At 40.7% G+C, this 22,310-nt stretch carries 21 protein-coding genes; 5 read left to right on the top strand and 16 right to left on the bottom strand.

The genetic code is table 11. The annotated features are described in order from the left end of the window. Nucleotides 1-46: 46 nt before the first annotated feature. Nucleotides 47-877: a formyltetrahydrofolate deformylase gene (purU, locus tag AC27I2_RS02425; RefSeq protein ID WP_138528856.1), complete on the top strand. Its 831-nt coding sequence runs from the start codon at nucleotides 47-49 to the stop codon at nucleotides 875-877. An 88-nt stretch (nucleotides 878-965) separates the two neighbouring features. On the opposite strand, the gene AC27I2_RS02420 is transcribed toward purU, so the two are convergent. From AC27I2_RS02420 to acs, 3 genes are all read right to left on the bottom strand, one after another. Next, a complete protein-coding gene (locus AC27I2_RS02420) occupies nucleotides 966-2,555 on the bottom strand; it encodes an AbgT family transporter (RefSeq protein ID WP_058403014.1) in 1,590 nt (529 codons plus the stop codon). A gap of 316 nt (nucleotides 2,556-2,871) precedes the next feature. Further along, nucleotides 2,872-3,525 (bottom strand): response regulator transcription factor, encoded by a 654-nt coding sequence (locus tag AC27I2_RS02415; RefSeq protein ID WP_058403015.1) that lies wholly within the window; start codon nucleotides 3,523-3,525, stop codon nucleotides 2,872-2,874. A gap of 95 nt (nucleotides 3,526-3,620) precedes the next feature. Then, complete coding sequence (gene acs / locus AC27I2_RS02410) at nucleotides 3,621-5,561, bottom strand: acetate--CoA ligase (protein ID WP_487203421.1); 1,941 nt, start codon at nucleotides 5,559-5,561, stop codon at nucleotides 3,621-3,623. Between the two features lie 442 nt (nucleotides 5,562-6,003). Between acs and AC27I2_RS02405 the strand changes: the two genes are divergently transcribed. Then, a complete protein-coding gene (locus AC27I2_RS02405; RefSeq protein WP_219421549.1) occupies nucleotides 6,004-7,173 on the top strand; it encodes a DcaP family trimeric outer membrane transporter in 1,170 nt (389 codons plus the stop codon). A gap of 529 nt (nucleotides 7,174-7,702) precedes the next feature. Further along, nucleotides 7,703-9,826, top strand: a complete 2,124-nt coding sequence (locus AC27I2_RS02400) for a TonB-dependent siderophore receptor (RefSeq protein ID WP_058403018.1) — start codon at nucleotides 7,703-7,705, stop codon at nucleotides 9,824-9,826. A gap of 264 nt (nucleotides 9,827-10,090) precedes the next feature. Here AC27I2_RS02400 and recA read toward each other — a convergent pair whose 3' ends face one another. Together recA and AC27I2_RS02390 are read right to left on the bottom strand one after the other, a co-directional pair. After that, nucleotides 10,091-11,134: a recombinase RecA gene (gene recA / locus AC27I2_RS02395; protein WP_487203420.1), complete on the bottom strand. Its 1,044-nt coding sequence runs from the start codon at nucleotides 11,132-11,134 to the stop codon at nucleotides 10,091-10,093. A 65-nt stretch (nucleotides 11,135-11,199) separates the two neighbouring features. Next, nucleotides 11,200-11,691, bottom strand: a complete 492-nt coding sequence (locus tag AC27I2_RS02390; protein ID WP_058403020.1) for a CinA family protein — start codon at nucleotides 11,689-11,691, stop codon at nucleotides 11,200-11,202. 21 nt (nucleotides 11,692-11,712) lie between these two features. On the opposite strand from AC27I2_RS02390, the gene mutS reads away from it, so the two are divergent. Then, nucleotides 11,713-14,295: a DNA mismatch repair protein MutS gene (mutS, locus tag AC27I2_RS02385; protein WP_487203419.1), complete on the top strand. Its 2,583-nt coding sequence runs from the start codon at nucleotides 11,713-11,715 to the stop codon at nucleotides 14,293-14,295. Nucleotides 14,296-14,380: 85 nt separating this feature from the next. Here the strand turns inward: mutS and rpoS are convergent, their stop codons facing one another. From rpoS to AC27I2_RS02330, 11 genes are all read right to left on the bottom strand, one after another. After that, nucleotides 14,381-15,355 (bottom strand): RNA polymerase sigma factor RpoS, encoded by a 975-nt coding sequence (gene rpoS, locus AC27I2_RS02380; protein WP_058403022.1) that lies wholly within the window; start codon nucleotides 15,353-15,355, stop codon nucleotides 14,381-14,383. A gap of 35 nt (nucleotides 15,356-15,390) precedes the next feature. Continuing rightward, complete coding sequence (locus AC27I2_RS02375) at nucleotides 15,391-16,215, bottom strand: peptidoglycan DD-metalloendopeptidase family protein (protein ID WP_058403023.1); 825 nt, start codon at nucleotides 16,213-16,215, stop codon at nucleotides 15,391-15,393. Between the two features lie 41 nt (nucleotides 16,216-16,256). Beyond that, nucleotides 16,257-16,835, bottom strand: a complete 579-nt coding sequence (locus AC27I2_RS02370; RefSeq protein WP_058403024.1) for a YqaA family protein — start codon at nucleotides 16,833-16,835, stop codon at nucleotides 16,257-16,259. 9 nt (nucleotides 16,836-16,844) lie between these two features. Then, a complete protein-coding gene (locus AC27I2_RS02365) occupies nucleotides 16,845-17,483 on the bottom strand; it encodes a protein-L-isoaspartate(D-aspartate) O-methyltransferase (protein WP_058403025.1) in 639 nt (212 codons plus the stop codon). Beyond that, on the bottom strand, nucleotides 17,473-18,237 hold the full coding sequence (surE, locus tag AC27I2_RS02360) for a 5'/3'-nucleotidase SurE (protein WP_058403026.1): 765 nt from the start codon (nucleotides 18,235-18,237) through the stop codon (nucleotides 17,473-17,475). Before surE ends, AC27I2_RS02365 begins: the two co-directional genes overlap by 11 nt. Beyond that, entirely contained in the window at nucleotides 18,218-19,270 is a 1,053-nt protein-coding gene (gene truD, locus AC27I2_RS02355) for a tRNA pseudouridine(13) synthase TruD (protein ID WP_058403027.1), read from the bottom strand. Before truD ends, surE begins: the two co-directional genes overlap by 20 nt. Continuing rightward, nucleotides 19,267-19,764 carry a 2-C-methyl-D-erythritol 2,4-cyclodiphosphate synthase gene (ispF, locus tag AC27I2_RS02350; RefSeq protein WP_058403028.1) on the bottom strand — a complete coding sequence of 166 codons (498 nt, stop codon included), beginning with the start codon at nucleotides 19,762-19,764 and terminating at the stop codon, nucleotides 19,267-19,269. The genes truD and ispF overlap by 4 nt, the downstream gene beginning before the upstream one ends. Continuing rightward, complete coding sequence (gene ispD / locus AC27I2_RS02345; RefSeq protein WP_058403029.1) at nucleotides 19,761-20,462, bottom strand: 2-C-methyl-D-erythritol 4-phosphate cytidylyltransferase; 702 nt, start codon at nucleotides 20,460-20,462, stop codon at nucleotides 19,761-19,763. Before ispD ends, ispF begins: the two co-directional genes overlap by 4 nt. Further along, nucleotides 20,452-20,739: a cell division protein FtsB gene (ftsB, locus tag AC27I2_RS02340; RefSeq protein ID WP_006791955.1), complete on the bottom strand. Its 288-nt coding sequence runs from the start codon at nucleotides 20,737-20,739 to the stop codon at nucleotides 20,452-20,454. Before ftsB ends, ispD begins: the two co-directional genes overlap by 11 nt. Before the next feature lie 40 nt (nucleotides 20,740-20,779). Further along, nucleotides 20,780-21,412, bottom strand: coding sequence for a hypothetical protein (locus AC27I2_RS02335; RefSeq protein ID WP_058403030.1), 633 nt, complete (start codon nucleotides 21,410-21,412; stop codon nucleotides 20,780-20,782). Nucleotides 21,413-21,486: 74 nt separating this feature from the next. Next, nucleotides 21,487-21,966 (bottom strand): DUF2947 domain-containing protein, encoded by a 480-nt coding sequence (locus AC27I2_RS02330; protein ID WP_058403031.1) that lies wholly within the window; start codon nucleotides 21,964-21,966, stop codon nucleotides 21,487-21,489. A 60-nt stretch (nucleotides 21,967-22,026) separates the two neighbouring features. Between AC27I2_RS02330 and AC27I2_RS02325 the strand changes: the two genes are divergently transcribed. Beyond that, the gene (locus AC27I2_RS02325; RefSeq protein WP_058403032.1) at nucleotides 22,027-22,266 is read left to right on the top strand and encodes a DUF1653 domain-containing protein; all 240 of its coding nucleotides are present in this window, start codon (nucleotides 22,027-22,029) and stop codon (nucleotides 22,264-22,266) included. Nucleotides 22,267-22,310: the final 44 nt, after the last annotated feature.

Here is a 22,310-nt window from a genome sequence, read left to right as displayed (position 1 = left end):
AAAACACAAATAATGAAACATTAATCACAGGGTAAGAATGAGGAAAATGAGTTACATACTAACCACCCAATGTGCCGATGATGTGGGCTTAATTGCTAAAATTACCGGGCTTTGTCATAAAAATAACTTGAACATTACACGTAATAACGAATTTGTAGATAAAGACGCGAAACGTTTTTTTATGCGCACTGAACTGACGGGGCAACCACAAAGTGACTTTTTAGAGCAGCTACGCGCTTTATTACCTGAAGGCGCCAAGCTTGCACTGCACGACGATGCAAAAACTAAAGTAGTGTTGCTTGCCACCAAAGAAGCACACTGCTTAGGTGGTATGCTATTAAAACAGTTTGAACAAACACTTAATATTGAAGTGCTAGCTGTTATTGCTAACTACCCTGATTTAGAACCACTTGCGAAAGGATTTGGTGTGCCATTTCATGTGGTATCGCATGTTGGGCTAAGCCGAAGTGAACATGACCAACAAGTAGGTGATTTAATTGCTAGTTATAACCCAGATATAATTGGTTTAGCCAAATATATGCGTATTTTAAGCCCTGAATTTGTAGGCCGGTTTGACGGTAAAATCATTAATATACACCACTCTTTTTTACCTGCATTTATTGGTGCAAAGCCGTACCACCAGGCATTTGAGCGCGGCGTAAAAATTATTGGTGCCACGGCTCACTTTGTAAATAATGAATTAGATGAAGGCCCAATTATTTTGCAAGACGTGACAAGTGTGACTCACGCTAACACAGCTGAAATGATGGCAAAAATGGGTAAAGACGTTGAAAAAACAGTTTTTTGTAAAGCGTTGCAACTTGCTTCAGAGCACAAGCTATTTATAAATGGTAATAAAACCGTGGTGTTTAGCTAACGCGTATAAACCTTTGTAGTTACCCCGCGTTAATTTTATAAAAAAAGCCAGCTTAGCTGGCTTTTTATTGTTCGCATATAATAAGTAATTATGGCGTGTAATATGTTGGAGACTCAGGCCCTACCGGCATGCCAAGTAAAAATACCCACACATAAAACAAAATGACCCAGCCAATAAAAAATATAATGCTGTATGGCAGCATGGTGGCAACTAGAGTACCTATCCCCATATCTTTTTTGTACTTAACAGCCACAGCAAGGATTAAACCAAAGTAACTCATCATTGGAGTTATTAAGTTTGTTACCGAGTCACCAATACGGTAAGCCGCTTGAATAGTTTCTGGCGCGTAACCGATTAGCATAAGCATAGGAACAAAAATAGGCGCTGTAATCGCCCATTGCGCTGACGACGAGCCTAAGCTTAGGTTTACTAGTGCACACATTAAAATAAACAATACAAATACTTCAGGGCCTGTCAGGTTTAAAGCTTGTAAAAGCGCCGCACCATTTATAGCTAAAATAGTGCCTAAATTAGTCCACTTGAAGAATGCTACAAACTGAGCCGCAAAAAATACCAAAACAATATATAACCCCATCGAGCTCATACTTTTACTCATGGCGTTAATAACATCTTTATCGTTTTTCATAGTGCCAACAACACGACCATATACAAAACCAGGAATACTAAATGTCACAAAAATAATAACCACAATCCCTTTTAAAAAAGGAGAGCCCGCGACTTCACCCGTTGCAGGATTTCGTAAAATGCCATCGTCAGGAACGATGGTCCATGCAAGTAATAAAGAAACTGCGAGTAAAGAAATGCCAGCCCACTTTAAACCTGACTTTTCTTTTTGAGTAAGGGTATCGATGCTATTTTGCGACAGGTCAATACTGGCTTCATCTGGATTATATTTTCCTAGGCGTGGCTCAACTATTTTTTCAGTTACTAAAGTACCCAGCACTGAAATTAAAAGCACCGATATCATCATGAAATACCAGTTTGCTTCTGCGCCAACAACATAGGTTGGATCGATCATTTGAGCTGCAGGAGTTGTAATACCTGCAAGGAGCGGATCAATAGTACCTAATAATAAGTTAGCACTATAGCCCCCCGACACACCTGCAAATGCAGCAGCAAGGCCAGCTAATGGGTGACGCCCTAAGCTATGAAAAATCATCGCTGCGAGCGGAATTAAAACCACATAGCCAAGCTCTGAAGCCGTATTTGACATAATAGCGGCAAACACGACCATAAACGTAACTAAACGTTTAGAGGCGCCCATTACCATGCCTCGCATAGCCGCAGAGAGCAAACCCGAGTGCTCAGCAACGCTCACACCCAATAATGCAACCAACACGGTACCTAGGGGAGCAAACCCTGTGAAATTGGTAACGAGCCCAGCCATAATGCGTTGTAAACCTTCAGCGCTTAATAAGCTTACGACTTCAATAACGCCGTCAGCGGCGCGCCCTGGAGCGCCTACCGGGCGAGGGTCTATTGCACTTAATCCAAACCAATCTGCAATGCCGCTAAACACAACAATCGCTACTGCAAATATTGCAAATAGTGTAATTGGATGAGGCAGCATATTGCCTAAAAATTCGACGGTGGCTAAAAACCGATTAAATAATCCCTTATTTGGATTGTTGCTAGGTGAGTGTGTGGAGTCTGTCATACCCTGCTCTTAAAGTTATAAAATTGCCGTAACCTAGCATTATTTGTAATTTAGATCATGTTTAAAAGGTGAATGGTTTCTGAGTAAAGTCAAATAACACAAAAGGAGGAATAGGTATTAAGCGTGTTTTTTCATCAGTAAAAGATAAAAAAACATTAATACTAAGCAGACGCTGCCTAGAGGAGTTAACCTACGCCTGCTCTAAATTTAGCGAGTTTCAAAACATAACCGTCAATATGCGCTTGCGCAAAAATACCAATTCAAAATAGCGGGTAAAATATAACGGTAATAAATCGCTTCAAAACCCTTAAAACTATTATTGAGCTGGCTCAATAGGCTCTAGTTGTAATTTAGCAGCGATAAGTACGGCTTGAGTGCGGTTATATACACCGAGTTTTCTAAAAATTGCGGTAATGTGTGCTTTTACTGTTGCTTCTGAAATATGCAACTCATAAGCAATTTGTTTATTGAGTAGTCCTTCATGTAAATACTGTAAAACGCGGTATTGCTGAGGTGTAAGCGAAGCGACTTGCGCTGCAATTTCTCTGTCTTCACCTTCAATCTCGGCTACTTTATTTTTAAGCTCTTTCGGCAGCCACGTATCGCCTTCAAGTATTTGGTTTATAGCACTGGCAATATCGTCAGATGGTGATGATTTGGGAATAAATCCCATAGCGCCATAACCCATTACTTTAGAAACAATATTAACGTCTTCACTGCCTGAAACCACAGCAATGGGTAAACTTGGGTGCTCTTCTCGGATACGAATAAGACCATACAAATCACCATTTCCTGGCATATGAAGGTCTAGCAGTAATATATCAAGATCTTCTTGTTCGCTTAACACCTGCAATGTACTGTCAAAATCTGACGACTCGAAAACTTCAAGCCCTTCAAATTTAGAGCTCAATGCCCCCTTTAGTGCTTCACGAAATAACGGATGATCGTCCGCTATTAAAAACTGACTCATGGTTCACTCCTAAATATTCGGCTGATACTTATTCCTAAGTAACAGCCGATATACTACGTTTAGAATTAACTTGTAATCAAGCTTTTAACGCGTATTTAACGATTTAATCGATTTTCAATAAGCTCATCCACAACTGACGGATCGGCAAGTGTTGACGTATCACCTAGCTGCTGGTGCTCATTAGCAGCAATTTTACGCAATATACGACGCATTATTTTACCTGAGCGTGTTTTAGGCAAACCCGGCGACCATTGAATCATATCTGGTGAGGCTATTGGGCTAAGTTCTTTACGAACCCAATTTCGAACCTCTTTTGTAAGCTCGTCACTCACCGTGACCCCTTCGTTGGGCGTAATGTAAACATAAATACCCTGGCCTTTAATATTATGTGGATAACCGACTACGGCGGCTTCGGCTACAGCTTCGTGCGCAACTAAGGCGCTTTCAATTTCGGCAGTACCCAAGCGATGCCCAGATACATTGAGGACATCATCAACACGCCCTGTGATCCAGTAATAGTCATCTTCATCACGACGACAGCCATCACCTGTAAAGTAGACTCCAGGGTATGCGCTAAAGTAAGTTTGCTCAAAACGCTCATGATCGCCATAAACAGTTCGCGCTTGTGATGGCCAGCTATCTAAAATAACCAAATTACCGTCAACCGCACCTTCTAGTGTATTTCCTTCAGCATCATAAAGTGCCGGTGCAATTCCAAAAAACGGATGTGTTGCAGATCCGGGTTTTGTATCTGTTGCACCCGGTAATGGCGTGATCATAATACCGCCCGTTTCTGTTTGCCACCAAGTATCGACAATTGGGCAATTAGACTTTCCTATGCTTTCGTAATACCAGTTCCATGCTTCTGGGTTAATTGGTTCTCCTACAGAACCCAAAATGCGTAAACTATCGCGGTTTGAAGTTGCTGTGGGTTCATCACCTTTAGCCATTAATGCGCGAATCGCTGTCGGCGCGGTATATAAAATAGTGACACCATGTTTATCGACCACTTCACCCATTCTTCCTGCCGTTGGGTATGTTGGTACGCCTTCAAATACAACTTGTGTACAACCGTTGACTAGCGGTCCATATGCAATATAACTGTGCCCTGTGATCCAACCTACATCGGCGCTACACCAATATACATCGTCGTCTTGCAAATCAAACACGTACTCATGGGTCATTGACGCATAAACTAAATAACCGCCAGTTGTATGAACAACACCCTTAGGTTGGCCTGTTGAACCTGATGTATACAAAATAAATAGCGGATCTTCTGCATTCATTGGCTCCGGTTCACACTGTGCTGGTAAGCCAGCAACTAATTCGTGCCACCAAATATCGTGATCATGCCAATCAACTTCACCTTTGGTCAGCTGGTGGACAATCACATGCTCAATAGTGGTTACAGAATCTTGTAACACAGCTTCATCAACATTCGCTTTTAATGGCACGCAGTTACCTGCACGTCGACCTTCGTCTGACGTTATTACCACTTTTGCGCCTGAATCTTTTATGCGATCTGCAATTGCTGATGGTGAGAAACCACCAAAAACAACCGAGTGAATGGCACCAATTCGTGCACACGCCTGCATGGCATAAATAGCCTGTGGAGTCATAGGCATATAAATAGCAACTCGGTCACCTTTTTTCACGCCTAGCTTTTTTAAACCATTAGCAAATTTGGCAACTTCGTCATGTAATTGTTGGTATGTGATGTTTTCACTTTGTGACGGATCATCCCCTTCCCAAATAAGCGCGACTTTATCGGCTTTGGTTTTTAAATGGCGATCGATACAGTTGTAAGATGCATTTAAATAACCATCTTCATACCATTTTATACTGATGTGGCCCTTATCGAACGATGTATTTTTTACAATTGAATAAGGAGTAGACCAGTCGAGGCGTTGCCCATGCTCTTTCCAAAAGCTTTCAGGGTCGTTAATTGACTGCTGGTACATCGAATTATATTTATTTTTATCAACAAGTGTTGTGTCTTTTATATGCTTAGGAACTGGATAGATACTTTGTGACATCTTAGTCTCCGTTTTAATTACTTGCCTTGGGCTCTTAACAAGGATTACTCAGCAGTGCTTTATTAAGTATTAGACCTTAGTTGTACTCACCTACTTATTGCGTGTTTGTACTATATAATTAATAAACTTAAATATTTTTACGTAAACAATACAGGGTGTTAAATAAAGGTAACAAGAAGCTACCTAATTGTTAAACCTTAGTCTTATAGACCAATAGGTAATTGAGTAAACACTACACATAACTAAAGTATTTGTGGTGAACAATTAAGCAAACAAACCTATTGCATGCATTGTTTAAAAATTACAAAAATATTTATAAACACTAAACACTAAACACACTGACAACATTTATTTTTATTCGTAATTTGTACCTGTAGCAAATATTGAGCAAAAACGAGTGAAAAATAATAAACAACAAGTAGCCTAAACAAGGGATACCAGTATGAAATTTACTCCATTAAAAACACTCGCAGCAAGCGCTGTTTTATGTGCACTATCAAGCACTTCTTATGCAGCGACGGCTGCAAAAATCGGTGACACTGAGTTCACTTACGGCGGATATATTAAACTCGACACAATGTGGAGTGATTATTCAGCGGGTGCCTCTGCTGGTACAAGTGTTGGTCGTGATTTTTATGTGCCAAGCACACTAACAGTAGGTGATGATGACAGCTCGGATGCAGTATTTGATATGCATGCACGTCAATCGCGTTTTAATTTTGGTACGTCGACTTTACTCGATAACGGCAAAAAAATTAATAGCAAAATTGAAATCGATTTTCTTGCATCAGCAGCGGGTGGTAATGAACGCGTATCAAACTCCTTCGCACCACGTATTCGCCATGCTTTTATCACCTATGACGGATGGTTATTTGGTCAAACATGGTCAAACTTTCAAAACGTGGGTGCCCTTCCTGAAACGCTAGACTTTGTAGGCCCTGCTGAAGGAACTGTATTCGTTCGCCAAGCTCAAATTAAATACACAACTGGCGCATGGTCTTTTTCATTAGAAAACCCTGAAAGCACGATTACAACAGCAGGTGGATCACGTGTTGCAACAGATGATGCGTCACTTCCTGACTTTACTGCACGATATACCCACAAAGCGGATTGGGGTAATCTTGTCGTTACCGCGCTAGCTCGCCAATTAACATATAAAGTAGGTAGTATTGATGCCGATGAAACGTCATTTGGTATTAGTGCATCGGGTATGTTTAAAGTAAGCGACGACAACATTAAATTTATGCTTACACAAGGTAAAGGGTTAGGTCGGTATGTGGGTTTAAATGTTGCTCATGGTGCCGTACTTAATGGGGATGAACTAGACGCCATTGACTCAACATCAGGCTTTGTGGCTTATCAGCATAAATGGAACAGCCAATGGCGCTCAACATTCCTTTACTCGTTCTTTTCTGCAGATAATAACACCGACTTGCTAAGTGTTTCTGGGGATCCAACCGAATCGACTCAAAGTTACAGCGCTAATATCTTATACTCGCCAGTTAAACGCCTAACGTTTGGTGCAGAGTTAAAACATGCTGAACGAGAAACCCAAAGTGGTGTTGATGGTGATTTAGACCGCCTGCAATTCTCTGTTAAATACGCTTTTTAACTTTAAAGTTTATTCAATAAATTAAGCGGCCTAGGCCGCTTTTTTATGTATTTAACCTACGTCTTTATAGCAAGCGTCTACATAACAGTTTAAGTGATTTATAAAGGGTTAAAGCGATTACAGCCTATTTATTTTTAAGGATTAGCATCCTTATTTACTCATATACCAAACAGGCTGCTGTAAATTAAATCTCAAAGCATAAGCCCCCCGCCTGGTTAAATAAAATTGAACTTGTACCAACCCGCAATACGAGTTAATCACTTTAAAGGGCTAAACGTGTCGCTACCTAGATTAATAAATTTTCATTTACGACTGCATGAATGCAGAAGGTAGAGCAATACAGGAGCAATTACCGAGAACAACTAAATAGAGAGTTTTTTGCCTAGCTATCTAGCATATCTCTCCCCCTCGCTCAAAATAGCCACTAAATTAAGTAAGTTAGTATCAATAAAAAATAGCAATTAACGTAATTGCAAATCAATATCATTTAGATTAACATGAATTCCAATTTAAACTCACTGGAACCACTATGTCGTCCCCTACTATTTTACGTTTGTCAAAATTAAGCCTTGTTACCTCTTTAATTTTGTCTGGTTATACATTTGCTGATGAAGAAAATACAAAAGGTGACCCGCTAGAAAAGATAGCTGTATACGGTCAACATCATAAAAATTACATTACCGAAGAAGCACAGTCTGCAACAAAATTAGGCCTTTCAATCAAAGAAACACCACAAAGCATATCTGTTGTATCACGTGCATTAATGGACGACTTTTCACTAGACAACATTAACGCTGTGCTTGAAAGTACACCGGGTGTCACAGTAGAACAAATAGAAACAGACCGAACTTACTTCAAAGCTCGTGGTTTTGAAATAACTAACTTTCAGGTAGATGGTTTAGGTATTCCACAAAGCTCAGGTTCAATTCAAGGGACTTTAGATACGTCTATATACGACCGTGTAGAAATAGTTCGTGGTGCCAACGGCTTAATGACGGGAGCAGGAAACCCGTCCGCAACCGTTAATATGGTACTTAAAAAGCCAACTTACATAACACAAGCTCATGCATCTGCATCTTATGGTTCTTGGAATAACAAGCGTTTAGAGCTTGATGTTTCAACACCTATAAACGATGAGCACGCTGTACGCGCTGTATTTACTAAGCAACAAGCCGAGTCATACTTAGATCGTTACGAAACAGATAAAACAATTGGTTATTTAGCCTACGAAGGCAAAATAACAAATGACACAACGCTTAGCCTTAACTACGTTAATCAACAAAAAGATGCCGACAGCCCACTTTGGGGAGCATTACCACTTTATTATACTGATGGCTCAGCCACAGATTACGATTCATCTACCAGCACCGCTTCTGACTGGTCATACTGGGACAATAGCGCTGAGCAAGTTTATGTAACCCTTGAACAAAATTTGTCGACTACATGGGTTGCAACTGCTCGTTATGCACACATTAAAAACGAGCAGGACTCAGAGCTTTTTTATGTATACGGTACACCAGATAAAGAAACAGGACTTGGCTTAACGGGTTACGCTAGTCGTTATGATTACGAAGATAAACACGATCTGTTTGATTTATACGCCAGTGGTAAGTTTGATTTATTTGGCTTAGAGCACGACCTATCGTTTGGGGTAAGCCAAGCCAATATGGATTATACCGAACAGTCACTCTACGATTATACTACAGGCAATGGCTTTCCTGCCATGCCGTCACTTGATTCATGGGATGGAGTAGCCCCAGAGGCAACACTTGCAGACGGTTTAAACGGTAGTGACATTGAAAACAAACAACAATCAGCTTATGTCTCAACTCGTATAAAACTAAGTGCACCACTAAGTATACTTGCGGGCGTTCGTTATACAGACTGGGAAACAAAAGGCACAGCATATGGTGTAGCGCAAACACGTGATGACAGCGAAGTAATCCCTTATGTTGGTGCTGTTTACGACTTTACTGAGTCACTTTCGGCTTATGCAAGCTACACCGAAACGTTCGTGCCACAAAACGAACTTGATATAAACGCAGAACAACTTGCGCCAATTACAGGTAAAAGTAGTGAAATAGGTTTAAAAGCACAGCTTTTAGACGATCAAGTGTTTTTAACTTTAGCGTATTTTGATGCTAAGCAAGAAGGGCTTGCAGTCGCACTTCCTGATTCACTACCAAGTGATACACGCTACTACGGTGCCGAAGGTATTAACAGCGACGGCTTTGAAATAGAACTAAGTGGGAAACTTACCGAAGACTTAAGTGCAAGCATAAGCTTTAGTAACCTGAGTATTGAAGGTGATGATCTAGTAAAAGACTACACCCCAGAGAACCAATTAAAGGTGGCCGCTACTTACCAAGTACCGCTTGTTGAGGGTTTAACATTTGGCGCAAACTACCGCTGGCAAGATTCCGTTAGCCGAGTGCAAGTATCAGATCCAACGGGGGCAGCGCTTGTAACAACAAACCAAGGTGCTTACGGTATTCTTGATTTAATGGCTAACTACAAAATCACTCAAAACGTAGGGATTACTTTTAACATTAATAACACCACTGACGAAAAATACTTACATAGCCTATATTGGGCGCAAGGTTACTATGGCGCGCCACGCAACTACGCCCTATCGGTTAATTGGCAGTTATAAAGCAAATTAAACGTCTTTTTATAACTTAATTTAAACGACACATACTCTGTGTCGTTTTTTTTAATTTGTAATAGCACCCGCAATAATAATTTAAGAAATCAACCTGATGCTATTTGGACTTCCTTTCACAAACATAGCTCAGCTAGTTAAACGAATCGTTATTATTCATTTAATAGATGTTTAAACATAAAAAAACGCTAACCATTACTGGTTAGCGTTTTTATAAAGCTCGGGTCAAATCAAGCTTAGAGAACATTGTAAAGCTTAAAGGTCGCCTTCATCACCTAGCACATCTTCACCGTCTTCTGGCTCAATTGTCGCTTTAAGCAATAACATATCGCGTAGTTTGCCTTCAATTTCGTTCGCAATATCTACATTTTCTTTTAGGAATTTGATCGAATTATTTTTACCTTGGCCTACCTTGTTGCCATTGTAACTGTACCAAGCACCTGCTTTTTCAACAATTTTGTGCTTAACACCTAAATCAATTAGTTCACCTTGCTTAGAAATACCTTCACCATACATGATGATAAATTCGGCTTGTTTAAACGGAGGCGCTACCTTATTCTTAACAATTTTAACACGCGTTTCATTACCAACAACTTCATCGCCTTCCTTTACAGAACCAATTCTGCGTATATCAATACGAACTGACGCGTAAAACTTAAGTGCGTTACCACCGGTTGTTGTTTCAGGGTTACCGAACATTACACCAATTTTCATACGAATTTGGTTGATGAAAATACATAACGTATTAGAACGTTTAATGTTACCCGTAAGCTTACGTAATGCTTGCGACATTAAACGTGCTTGTAAGCCCATGTGCGAGTCGCCCATGTCGCCTTCAATTTCAGCTTTTGGTGTAAGTGCAGCAACAGAATCGACAATAACCACGTCAACCGCACTTGAACGTACTAACATGTCACAAATTTCTAGCGCTTGCTCACCCGTATCTGGTTGAGATACTAAAAGCTCATCAATGTTAACACCTAGTTTTTGTGCATATACTGGATCTAGAGCATGCTCAGCATCAACAAAGGCACATGTTTTGCCTTCTTTTTGAGCCTGTGCGATAACTTGCAAAGTCAGCGTAGTTTTACCTGATGATTCAGGACCGTACACTTCTACAATACGACCCATTGGTAAACCGCCTATGCCTAAAGCAATGTCGATCCCTAGTGAACCTGTAGATACGGCGTCAATATTTAGGGCTTTGTTGTCACCCAACTTCATGATTGATCCTTTACCAAATTGACGCTCAATTTGTGATAGGGCTGCATCTAACGCTTTTTGTTTATTATCGTTCATTTTGTTCTCCAAATCCGGCTAATGCGAACAAGTATACTGTATGAAATCACAGTATCAAGCAAAATTTATAACTTTATCTTTTCAATCGCAATTTTTAATGAAAATTCAATAGCTTGAGCTCTTACACTTGCCCTGTCGCCACTAAATATATGCTTAAATGTAAATTGTTTATCTGCAATTTGTAGGCAAAACCATACAAAACCTACAGGTTTATCTTGTGTTGCTCCACCCGGCCCAGCTATACCCGATATAGCAATAGCAACGTCAGCATTAGCGATATTTTTTGCACCCAGCGCCATTTCTTTTACTGTTTGCTCGCTCACAGCACCATATTGCTCTAACGTATTCGTCGCTACATTGAGTAATTCGTGCTTCGCTTCATTACTATATGTGACAAATGCGCGCCCTAAATATCCAGAGCTACCGGGGGTATCTGTGAGGGCATAACTGACCCCTCCCCCCGTACATGATTCAGCAGTAGTGATCCATAAGCATTTATCCGTTAAAATAGCACCTAATTGCGCAGCAAGTGTTTTAATCTCTTGATGTAATTCCATATTCAGCCTTTGGGTAAATACATGTCGTTTGATCTTTTTGCACCACACACTATAAAACAACAAACCCCTATGATGCAGCAGTATCTAAAAATAAAATCAGAGCATCGCGATATTTTATTGTTTTATCGTATGGGTGATTTTTATGAGCTTTTCTTTGACGACGCAAAACGTGCAGCGCAATTACTCGATATTTCGCAAACCCAGCGCGGCAAAGCCGGTGGCGACCCAATTCCTATGGCAGGTGTGCCTTATCATGCCGTAGAAAACTACCTAGCTCGTTTAGTACAAATGGGCGAATCTGTTGCTATTTGTGAACAAGTTGGCGACCCCGCAACCAGTAAAGGTCCTGTTGAGCGAAAAGTAGTGCGTATTGTAACACCGGGCACCATTTCGGATGAAGCGCTGCTACAAGAGCGACAAGACAATCTACTGACCAGTGTTTGGCAAAATAAAAAGGGCCAATACGGAATCGCTTACCTTGATATAAATTCTGGTCGTTTTAACATTGTAGAGGTAAGTACCGATGAGGCATTTTGTTCAACTCTACAGCGTTTGTCACCAGCAGAACTTTTATATAGCGAAAGCTTTGAAAACACCCATTTGATTGAGCATATCAAAGGCGCTCGTCGCCGCCCTGAATGGGAGTTCGACTTAGATACGGCCCAGCACTTATTATGCGATCAATTTGGTACAAAAGATTTAGTCGGCTTTGGTGTAGATAAAGCACATACTGCACTCGTAGCCGCCGGCTGTTTAATGCAATACGTAAAAGATACACAACGAATTGCTTTACCTCACATTCGCGCCATTACGCTTGAACATAACGAGCATGCTGTTATTTTAGATGCCGCAACCCGTAAAAACTTAGAGCTTACTGTTAACCTATCTGGCGGGTTTGAAAATACGCTTGCCCAAGTACTTGATAAAACCGCTACAGCAATGGGATCGCGCTTATTAAAACGCCGAATCCATACGCCAGTTCGTAATAAAAATGAGCTTAATTCTCGCTTAAATGCCATTAGCGCAATTTTAGACGTACAGCTTTACGGCGAATTACATGAATCATTAAAAGATATTGGTGATATAGAGCGTGTAATAGCGCGTTTAGCACTATGCACTGCACGCCCAAGAGATTTAACACGCTTGCGCAGTGCACTACAGGCACTTGCACCACTACATAACTTATTAAATGATGCGAGCGACCCGCGCATAGCGAGTATTATCAAACACTCGCCAGAACTACCTGAATTACAAGCATTACTAGAGCGTGCTGTTATTGATAATCCACCAGTACTTATTCGTGATGGGGGCGTAATTGCACCTGGTTATAATAGTGAATTAGATGAGTGGCGTAACCTGAGTAAAGGTGCCACAGATGTACTTGAGCAGCTTGAACAACGCGAGCGTGAACGCACAGGTATTAGCACATTAAAAATTGGCTATAACCGAGTGCACGGTTTTTTTATAGAAGTAAGCCGTGCTAATTCTCATTTAGTACCAGCTGATTACATTCGTCGCCAGACGCTTAAAAATAATGAGCGCTATATTATTCCTGAGCTTAAAGAGCATGAAGACAAAGTACTTGGCAGCCAATCAAAAGCACTCGCGCTTGAAAAACTACTATACGAAGAGTTATTTGAATTTATAGCCCCTCACATTGAACAGCTGCAAATAATGGCCGCATCGCTTGCTGACTTAGATGTGCTAAACAACTTAGCAGAGCGCGCCTTTGCGCTTAATTATGCTAAACCAGAGTTATGCGACAACGACAACATTAGCATTAAACAAGGCCGTCACCCCGTTGTAGAGCAAGTAATGAAAGAACCCTTCATTGCAAATCCTGTAGAGCTTAATAGCCAGCGCAAAATGTTGATTATTACAGGTCCAAATATGGGTGGTAAATCAACCTATATGCGCCAAACAGCGCTTATTGTACTCATGGCACACATTGGCAGTTATGTGCCTGCAGATAGCGCGAAAATAGGTAATATAGACCGTATATTTACGCGTATTGGTGCAAGTGATGATTTAGCCTCTGGCCGCTCAACCTTCATGGTTGAAATGACCGAAACCGCCACTATTTTAAATAATGCGACAGCGCAGTCGTTAGTGTTAATGGATGAAATTGGGCGAGGAACAAGCACCTACGACGGGCTTTCGCTTGCGTATGCCACGGCCGATCATTTAGCATCAAAAATTTCAGCTAAAACACTATTTGCAACACACTACTTTGAACTTACAGAGCTTGCAGAGCAAACTCAAGGCCTTGTAAACGTTCACCTAGATGCAATAGAGCATAATGACACAATCGCATTTATGCATACCGTGCTAGACGGTGCAGCAAGCAAAAGCTTTGGTCTACAAGTCGCCGCTCTTGCAGGCGTACCTAAAGCTGTAATTGCGCAAGCTAAACAAAAACTTAAGCTACTCGAAAACCATCAAAGTGTAACGGCGCCTAATACAGAACAACAAACATTTTCATTTAATAACGAAGCGATTATTGAGCCTTCACAAGTGGAAGAACAGTTAAAGTCAATTGATCCAGATAACTTAACACCCAGACAAGCTCACGAATTGCTTTATAAATTAAAAACATTGCTTTAAGTTTGCCTTGTAAAAAACATAAAAAAGCCGAAGATTAATTTTTTCGGCTTTTTTATTCCAGCCCAGTAAGGCCTTACATTTACTATTAAGAAAATTGGTTAAATAAGCTATCAGTGCTTAACCCTTCTTGTTGCAAAATATCTTTTAAACGACGTAGTGCTTCGACTTGTATTTGTCTTACTCGCTCTCGTGTTAGGCCTATTTCCCGGCCTACATCTTCAAGTGTAGATGGCTCGTAGCCGAGTAACCCAAACCTGCGAGCGAGCACTTCACGTTGCTTGAGGTTTAACTCTCCTAACCAATCAACAATGTGCTTATTAATTTCGTTGTCTTGTACTTCACCTTCTGGACCATTGCCTTTTTCGTCAGGTAAAATATCTAGCAGAACGCTATCGTTTTCGCCACCAATAGGCATATCAACCGAGGCTATTTTTTCGTTTAAACGTAGCATTTTGGTTACGTCTTCAACTGGCTTATCTAAGCACTCAGCTATTTCTTCAGCAGTTGGTTCATGGTCGAGCTTTTGGGTTAGCTCTCGTGCTGTACGTAAGTAAACATTAAGCTCTTTCACTACATGGATAGGCAAACGAATGGTGCGTGTTTGGTTCATAATGGCACGTTCAATTGTTTGACGTATCCACCATGTTGCATAAGTTGAAAATCTAAAGCCGCGCTCAGGGTCAAACTTTTCAACAGCGCGAATTAACCCTAAGTTACCTTCTTCAATTAAATCGAGTAGTGCAAGTCCACGGTTATTGTATCTACGGGCAATTTTAACAACTAAACGTAAATTGCTTTCAATCATGCGTTTACGAGAGGCTTCGCAGCCTTTTAAAGATTTGCGAGCAAAAAATACTTCTTCTTCTGCGCTTAATAATGGAGAGAAACCTATTTCACCTAAGTAAAGTTGTGTGGCATCAAGGTTTTTAGTAACTTCTTCTTTTGCAAATATGTCTTCGTCATCTACTTTTTCAAGTAACGGTGTTGCTTCTTCAACGGTGTTTTCATCAAACTTGTCGTCATTGCTAATATTTTTTTCAATTTTTGCTGCATTAGCCATAAGCCTTCTCCAGAGCAATTATCAATACCTAAAATCTAAGGAAGGTATTTAGCAGGGTTGACAGCTTTCCCCCGGTAACGAATTTCAAAGCGAAGCGCGGTAACCGAAGACTCTGAATTTCCAATTTCTGCTATTTTTTGTCCTGCCTTAACTTTTTGCTTTTCTTTTACAAGTAATTTCGAGTTATGTGCATAAGCACTTAGATAATCATCATTATGTTTCAAAATGATTAAATTACCGTACCCTCGAAGCGCGTTACCCGCATACACCACCGTTCCTTGTGCAGCGGCTAAAACTGAAGCCCCCATTTTATTAGTAATTTGTAAGCCTTTATAGCCGTTTTCCTTATTAGAAAAGCGTTTGGTAATTTTGCCCTTTGCTGGCCAAAACCACGCTAATTTACCGCTCGATAACTGCTTTTGGTTACTAACTTTATTACTGGCTTGTTTTTGAACATACTCTCGTTTTTTTGGCTGATCAAGTCCTTTCTTTAATTTTTTGTTATTATTTTGTGTGTTTTTTCTAGACTTTTTACTCAAATTCGTATAATTTTTTGAGCCTTTTATTTTTTTGCTCGTGGATATCAGGGATATTGACTGGCCGGGGTATATAACATAAGGGCTTGAAATTAAATTATTTTCAGCAATTTCTCTAAAATCCTTCCCTGCGCTAAACGCGATAGAATAAAGCGTATCGCCTTTTTGTACTGTGTATTTGCCACCCGCAATGTTAATTAAATGATTTGAGCCATTAACATTATTATTTAAACTACTAACAGGAGCCGGAACGTGGCGAGATGAACAACCAAAGAGAAAAACACTAATGAACAAAGCAACATAAAGTATAAATTGTTTATTCATCGTACTTTTCTCCATGTTTAAATAACGCTATTTTATGTAGCTTAACGCAATAAAAAGTACGCAACAGCAATTAATACCACTAATGCCCAGCCAAGCACTTCAATATATTGACGTAATTTTTTCTCCATTTGCGCTCCACCCCATTTCATAAGCGCTGCAACCAGAAAAAATCGGGCGCCGCGCCCAATTGCTGAAGCGATTAAAAAAGGGAAAAATGCCATCTGTAAAACGCCAGCACCAATTGTAAATACTTTATAAGGTATGGGTGAAAAGCCAGCTAAAAATACCACCCAAACGCCATACTCTTTAAACCAATTTAACGCTACATCAAACTTTTCTTGCCAATGCATTTGTGCAATTAGCGGCTCTACAACAGGTTCAAAAAGCCAAAACCCAAGTAAATAACCAATTACACCGCCCAAGACAGAAGCAATGGTAGTAAAGCTTGCAAAACGCCACGCCTTGCTAGGTTGTGCCAGCGACATTGGCGCTAACATTACATCTGGTGGGATTGGAAAAAAAACAGACTCAGCAAAACTCATTCCTGCTAAATAACGCTCCGCATGACGGTGCTTTGCCCATACTAGGGCCATATCGTACAACTTAGTAAACAACTTCAAAGTGAATTCCTATTCAATATCACCAGGTACCAAAGGTACAAATCTTACTGGTGCAATAACATGTTCTGTAAAGCTTTCGCCCTTTCGAATAACCATTGTTAACTTTTGCTCAACTTCACCAATCGGCGCTAATAATACACCGCCATCGGCTAATTGACTTAACAAGTCCTGAGGTAAGGTAGCAGCCGCAGCCGTAACAATAATACCGTTAAATGGTGCTTGAGATTGCCAACCTTGCCAGCCATCTCCATGTTTCATTGTTACATTGTATAAATCAAGCTGCTGCAAGCGACGTTTTGCTTGCCATTGCAGTGCTTTTATACGCTCTACCGAGTAAACCTTAGTAAACGTTTTAGCAAGCACCGCTGTTTGATAGCCAGAGCCCGTGCCAATTTCTAATACTTTATCGCGCACACCCGCAAGTCTTAGTAGCTCAGTCATACGGGCAACAATATAGGGCTGTGAAATAGTTTGTCCTTGCCCTATAGGTAGCGCAGTATTTTCATAAGCTTTATGTTGCAACACATCATCAATAAATAAATGACGCGGTATATTTGCAATAGCATCAAGTACACCTTGATCCTCAACGCCTTCACGTTTAAGTAAATCTGATAATACTTTCGCGCTGCGTGTGTAATTAGCAAGCACGGTTTATTTCCAAATCAGATAACCAGTTTCCAAGGGCATTTATGCTGTCGTGCGCTGTCATATCAACGCTTAAAGGTGTTACAGATGCAAAGCCATTATTAATGGCATAAAAGTCTGTTCCTTCGCCTGCATCACTCTCTGTGCCAAGCGAGCCATACCAATAGATACTTCGTCCCCATGGATCGGTTTGCTTGGTCATGGTTTCGGCTTTATGCCGAGCACCTAAACGCGTAACCTGCACACCTTTTAACTCGCTTAGCGGAACATCAGGCACGTTAATATTAATGATTTGATCTTTTGGTAATGGGTGCGATGCAAGCTCTTTAATAATATTGACTGTGACCGCTGCAGCTGTTTCGAAGTGCTCGCCATGGTGTGAGCAAAGGGAAACCGCAATTGCAGGCAACCCTAAATGACGCCCCTCAGTAGCAGCGGCAACGGTGCCAGAGTAAAGCGTATCGTCACCTAAGTTGGCACCATGGTTAATACCTGCCACTACTAAATCTGGTTTTTCTGAAACCAATTGATTAACACCTAAATGCACACAATCGGTAGGTGTGCCATTGACCGATATGAATCCGTTTTCTAGCGGTGTTGCCCGCAATGGGTTCATTAATGTTAGCGAGTTACTCGCACCACTGCAATTACGGTCTGGTGCCACCAAAGTGACGTCTGCAATTTGCGTAAGTGCGTTATATAAAACCGCTATGCCTTTAGCATTAACGCCATCATCGTTACTTAACAGTATTTTCATTTATGCCATCATCCTTTTCTTTTCGCTCTTTGGGACTTGCATCTTTATAGTCCACCAGCTCACGTAATAACGCGGTGGCAAAACACCCTTTGGGTAAACCAAAACTGAGCTTAAGAGTCGTGTCATCTAGCGTTTCTACAGCTAAACTATCAGGAATCAAACGCAACATTCTGCGCTCATTTTTAAGCCCTAACTCACCTAAGCCATCGCACCATGCTTGATACGGTTTAAGCCATATTTTTTCTTGCTCAGTTAACCCTTTATCACTTTTACCAGCCATTGGTGCCGACATAACTATATCGCCAGAAGCTAAACGTTCTATGTTTTCGTCATTAATCGCATCTTCAAAAAACGCATTACTACCACTGAGCATAAACACTTCGCGATGCATCGTTTTAGCCAGACCGTGCTCTTTTACACGTAAACTTACAAGCTGATTAAAAATATGTGAACGCGCAGCTGAAATAATAATACCGCGTAACTTCTTATCGCGAATACGCTCGCCAGCAAACATTTTTTCGGCCATCACTAAATTATGACCATCGCGACCAAAACGCTGCTCGCCAAAATAATTAGGTACACCTGCGCGAACCGCGTTTATGCGGCATAATATATCAAGCGGCTCGGTTACATTACGAAGGGTAATGGTAAATTTATTGCCTTTGTGGCAACCCGTTCGTAGCTTTCGCTCATGGCGCTGCTGAGATACTACAAAAATACTCTCGCTGTTCAGCTCTGTAAAATCTATGTGCTTTTTAATTGGCACTTTTACACTAAACCATTGGCTACACACACCATGGCGATCTTTCATGCCTGCATAACTTACTTCACGGGGCGATACCCCGGCCTTTTGAGCGATAATTTTAGCCACGTATTGTGTATTTTCGCCCTTTTTAACCACCTGCAAGCATACATGCTCACCACTACCAGTAAACTCAATACCCAGCTCTTCATCCACCATAAAGTCTTCAGCAATGGTTTTAAAATCAGCTTTAGAAAGTGGCGCACCGTATAAATAATTTAAGTCGCTCATGCGTTTGTTGTACTCGTAGGTTCTTTACTCATAATAACCACTGCATGACTAGAAATACCCTCTTTGCGCCCTTCAAAACCGAGCTTTTCGGTTGTGGTAGCTTTAACATTTATTTGGCTAAGATCGCAGTTTAAATCGCTGGCTAAATTTACGCGCATAGCCTGTATGTGCGGTAGCATTTTTGGTGCTTGTGCCACAATAGTTACATCGCCATTACCTAAAACATAACCTTGGTTTTTAGCTAATTTAACAACATGACGAAGCAAAATACGGCTGTCTATATTTTCATATTCGCTCGCTGTATCAGGAAAGTGCTTACCAATATCCCCCATAGCAAGTGAACCTAAAATAGCATCACATAATGCATGAATAGCTACATCGCCATCAGAATGTGCTAAAAAGCCTTGCGGGTAATCAATTTTTTCACCACAAATAGTTAACGGGCCTTCGCCGCCAAATTTATGAACGTCAAAACCATGGCCAATTCGTATCATACTGCGCTCTCGTTTTGTTGTTTATTTAATAAAAACCCCGCCAAAGCTAAGTCTTCTGGCGTGGTTATTTTAATATTATCGCTACGACCCGCTATCAGTTTTACCGGTTTGTTTACCCACTCAATAGCACTGGCTTCGTCAGTAATAGTTGCGCCATTTTGTAACGCATTTTGTAGCGCATCTTTAAGATCATTGTACTTAAAAAATTGAGGCGTGAGCGCTTGCCATAAGTCATCTCTTGGTACGGTTTGCTTTGAGTGTGTACCGCCACGTTTAATGGTATCTTTTACTTTACTGGCTAAAATCCCGCCTTCATTTGCACTAAGGCACTCATTAATCAGGCGCTCTATATCTGTTATATCTACCAGCGGGCGCGCTGCATCGTGCACTAATACCCAATCTGGTGGGTTAGGTGCTAAAAATAACAAACTATTTAGCACTGAGTCAGCTCGCTCTTTTCCACCAGTAGCTCGGACAATACGAGCATCTGTTAGTGGTAAGTCGTCAAAGTATGGATCTGTATCACTGAGGGCAACAACAATAGCTTGTAGTTGTGGTAATTGAGATAGTTTAGTTAGGGTGTGTTCTAAAATTGTTTTACCCGCTAACTGTATATATTGTTTAGGTGCATTGTGCTGCATTCTGCTGCCTACACCCGCTGCGGGTACAATCGCGACTATGGTTTGTTTATTTCTCATATTGGTTACCCGGTAAAACACGAATAAATGTTTCGTCCGGTTTAATCATTCCTAATTCGTTGCGAGCACGTTCTTCAATGCCTTCAAGGCCAAGTTTTAAATCTTCTATATCGGCTTTAAGCACTTTATTACGTTTTATTAGCTTTTCGTTCGTGTCTTGGTGGGTTGCCACCGCGCCTTTTAAGCGCGAGTAGTCTTGCACACCATTTTGACCAAACCATAACCTGTATTGAACAAACAGTGCTAAGCACAGTAAGCAAACTTGAAAAACACGCATTTAACACTCCTTATTTAATAATTTAAAAATTTTAGCTTAACTAAGCTAATGGGCGTTTTATATTGCGCCAATTAATATTCCCTGCCAGTAGCATTTCACGTAATGATAATACACGCGGAATACTGCGCTTTGAAAACTGCCATTGGTGGCCACAACATGCTGCTGCTAAACTTATTTTACTCGGTTTAATTAATTGCGCATTTTGTTCTTCAAGGCTCTCACCTAAAAAATCAAACCACCCTAGTTCGTTGCAATGCAACTTATTTTCAGACACCTGATCAATGCTGTCTATTCTAAGAAGCAACTTGTCATACTGGTTTACCACAACAGGAACAATCAGCCCCACTTTGGCATGTGCATGAAAAAAAAGTTCATTGGCTTGTTTATTTACATCGGGTGGTGTTGCTTTTTGTTTTTCAAGCCACGAGCCATTTTGTGCATCAAGCGTAAAAGGTGAATGCCCGTTTACTACAAGCGATGCAGCTCGTTCAATGTAATAAGGCAAACTTTTTAACTGCCTACGCAGCTTATCGGCATTAGGCTCAGCAACTAAGCGCTGAACTTCTCGCTGATAAAATGCATTGCACAACTGCGCATAAAGCGCTTTTTGCGCATCAGTTTGCCAAATTTCAACTTGCTGCTGTTCACCAAGTGACTGATTTTTCGCGACCAATTGTTCTACTCAAAAACATTCAGATAACTGTTTTATAACACAGTACTGAATAGTTTTTAAGCATGCATAATAAATTAAGCGCTTGGCTTTTCACCTAACTTAGCTTTACCCGACTCTAAAAATTGCACAACACTGTTGCGCTTTTTACCAATCAGTAAACTGCCATCGGCTAAAAACATAAAATTTTGCCAATTACGTTTAAATACATCAAACGACGTCTCAATAATATTGTCGCGTGCCATACAAAAATACACCGTGGTATTTGCTTCCCATCCTAAAAATTCTAAAATTTCTTGAGGTGGTAAAGCATCGCCATTTTCCCAAGCAGCTTCCCAGTTAACTTCACCACTAAAGCTTTTATCTTGGCCGCACCACATGCTGTCATCAAAAAAATCGGGGTGGTCAAACTCCCGGCTTACCATTGTGCTCCAAAGCACAGCCGCGCGCTCGTCGCTCATTGGTTTTATTTTAGCTGCGTCATCACTTGATACCGGAATGTCTTTATGGCGAAAAACCCACGCCTTTTTGTAATCATCTAACGAAATATAGTTCATAATATTGGCAAATTAGTTAGCATTCAAAGTGCAAACGCAAATTATACAAGAGATCAAAACATGACTACAGCAATAAAACCAATTTCACTCAAATCAGGTTTATATCAACACTACAAAGGCCCGCAGTACAAAGTTTTATATCAAGCAACCCATAGCGAAACAGACGAGCAGCTAGTTATTTACCAGGCCTTGTACGGTGAATTTGGTATTTGGGCACGGCCACTTAGTATGTTTTTAGAAACCGTTGAAAAAGAGGGTAAAACTATACCTCGTTTTGCCTACCTTGGACCTGCAGATTAACTGTGGCATTATAAGCCCATTCAATACTGCTCAGACCAGACAAG

It is taken from the genome of Pseudoalteromonas sp. NH0006-46, from assembly GCF_057547735.1.
This window is presented reverse-complemented; position numbering and strand designations above follow the sequence as displayed.

Bases quoted from the DNA above. Each gene is read 5' to 3' on its own strand.
- rpoS (WP_058403022.1), bottom strand. From the start codon at position 15,355: ATGGCTAATGCAGCAAAAATTGAAAAAAATATTAGCAATGACGACAAG.
- surE (WP_058403026.1), bottom strand. From the start codon at position 18,237: ATGAAAATACTGTTAAGTAACGATGATGGCGTTAATGCTAAAGGCATA.
- truD (WP_058403027.1), bottom strand. From the start codon at position 19,270: ATGAGCGACTTAAATTATTTATACGGTGCGCCACTTTCTAAAGCTGAT.
- AC27I2_RS02390 (WP_058403020.1), bottom strand. From the start codon at position 11,691: ATGGAATTACATCAAGAGATTAAAACACTTGCTGCGCAATTAGGTGCT.
- AC27I2_RS02420 (WP_058403014.1), bottom strand. From the start codon at position 2,555: ATGACAGACTCCACACACTCACCTAGCAACAATCCAAATAAGGGATTA.
- AC27I2_RS02325 (WP_058403032.1), top strand. From the start codon at position 22,027: ATGACTACAGCAATAAAACCAATTTCACTCAAATCAGGTTTATATCAA.
- ispD (WP_058403029.1), bottom strand. From the start codon at position 20,462: ATGAGAAATAAACAAACCATAGTCGCGATTGTACCCGCAGCGGGTGTA.
- recA (WP_487203420.1), bottom strand. From the start codon at position 11,134: ATGAACGATAATAAACAAAAAGCGTTAGATGCAGCCCTATCACAAATT.
- mutS (WP_487203419.1), top strand. From the start codon at position 11,713: ATGTCGTTTGATCTTTTTGCACCACACACTATAAAACAACAAACCCCT.
- AC27I2_RS02405 (WP_219421549.1), top strand. From the start codon at position 6,004: ATGAAATTTACTCCATTAAAAACACTCGCAGCAAGCGCTGTTTTATGT.
- AC27I2_RS02330 (WP_058403031.1), bottom strand. From the start codon at position 21,966: ATGAACTATATTTCGTTAGATGATTACAAAAAGGCGTGGGTTTTTCGC.
- ispF (WP_058403028.1), bottom strand. From the start codon at position 19,764: ATGATACGAATTGGCCATGGTTTTGACGTTCATAAATTTGGCGGCGAA.
- AC27I2_RS02375 (WP_058403023.1), bottom strand. From the start codon at position 16,215: ATGAATAAACAATTTATACTTTATGTTGCTTTGTTCATTAGTGTTTTT.
- AC27I2_RS02415 (WP_058403015.1), bottom strand. From the start codon at position 3,525: ATGAGTCAGTTTTTAATAGCGGACGATCATCCGTTATTTCGTGAAGCA.
- AC27I2_RS02400 (WP_058403018.1), top strand. From the start codon at position 7,703: ATGTCGTCCCCTACTATTTTACGTTTGTCAAAATTAAGCCTTGTTACC.
- ftsB (WP_006791955.1), bottom strand. From the start codon at position 20,739: ATGCGTGTTTTTCAAGTTTGCTTACTGTGCTTAGCACTGTTTGTTCAA.
- purU (WP_138528856.1), top strand. From the start codon at position 47: ATGAGTTACATACTAACCACCCAATGTGCCGATGATGTGGGCTTAATT.
- acs (WP_487203421.1), bottom strand. From the start codon at position 5,561: ATGTCACAAAGTATCTATCCAGTTCCTAAGCATATAAAAGACACAACA.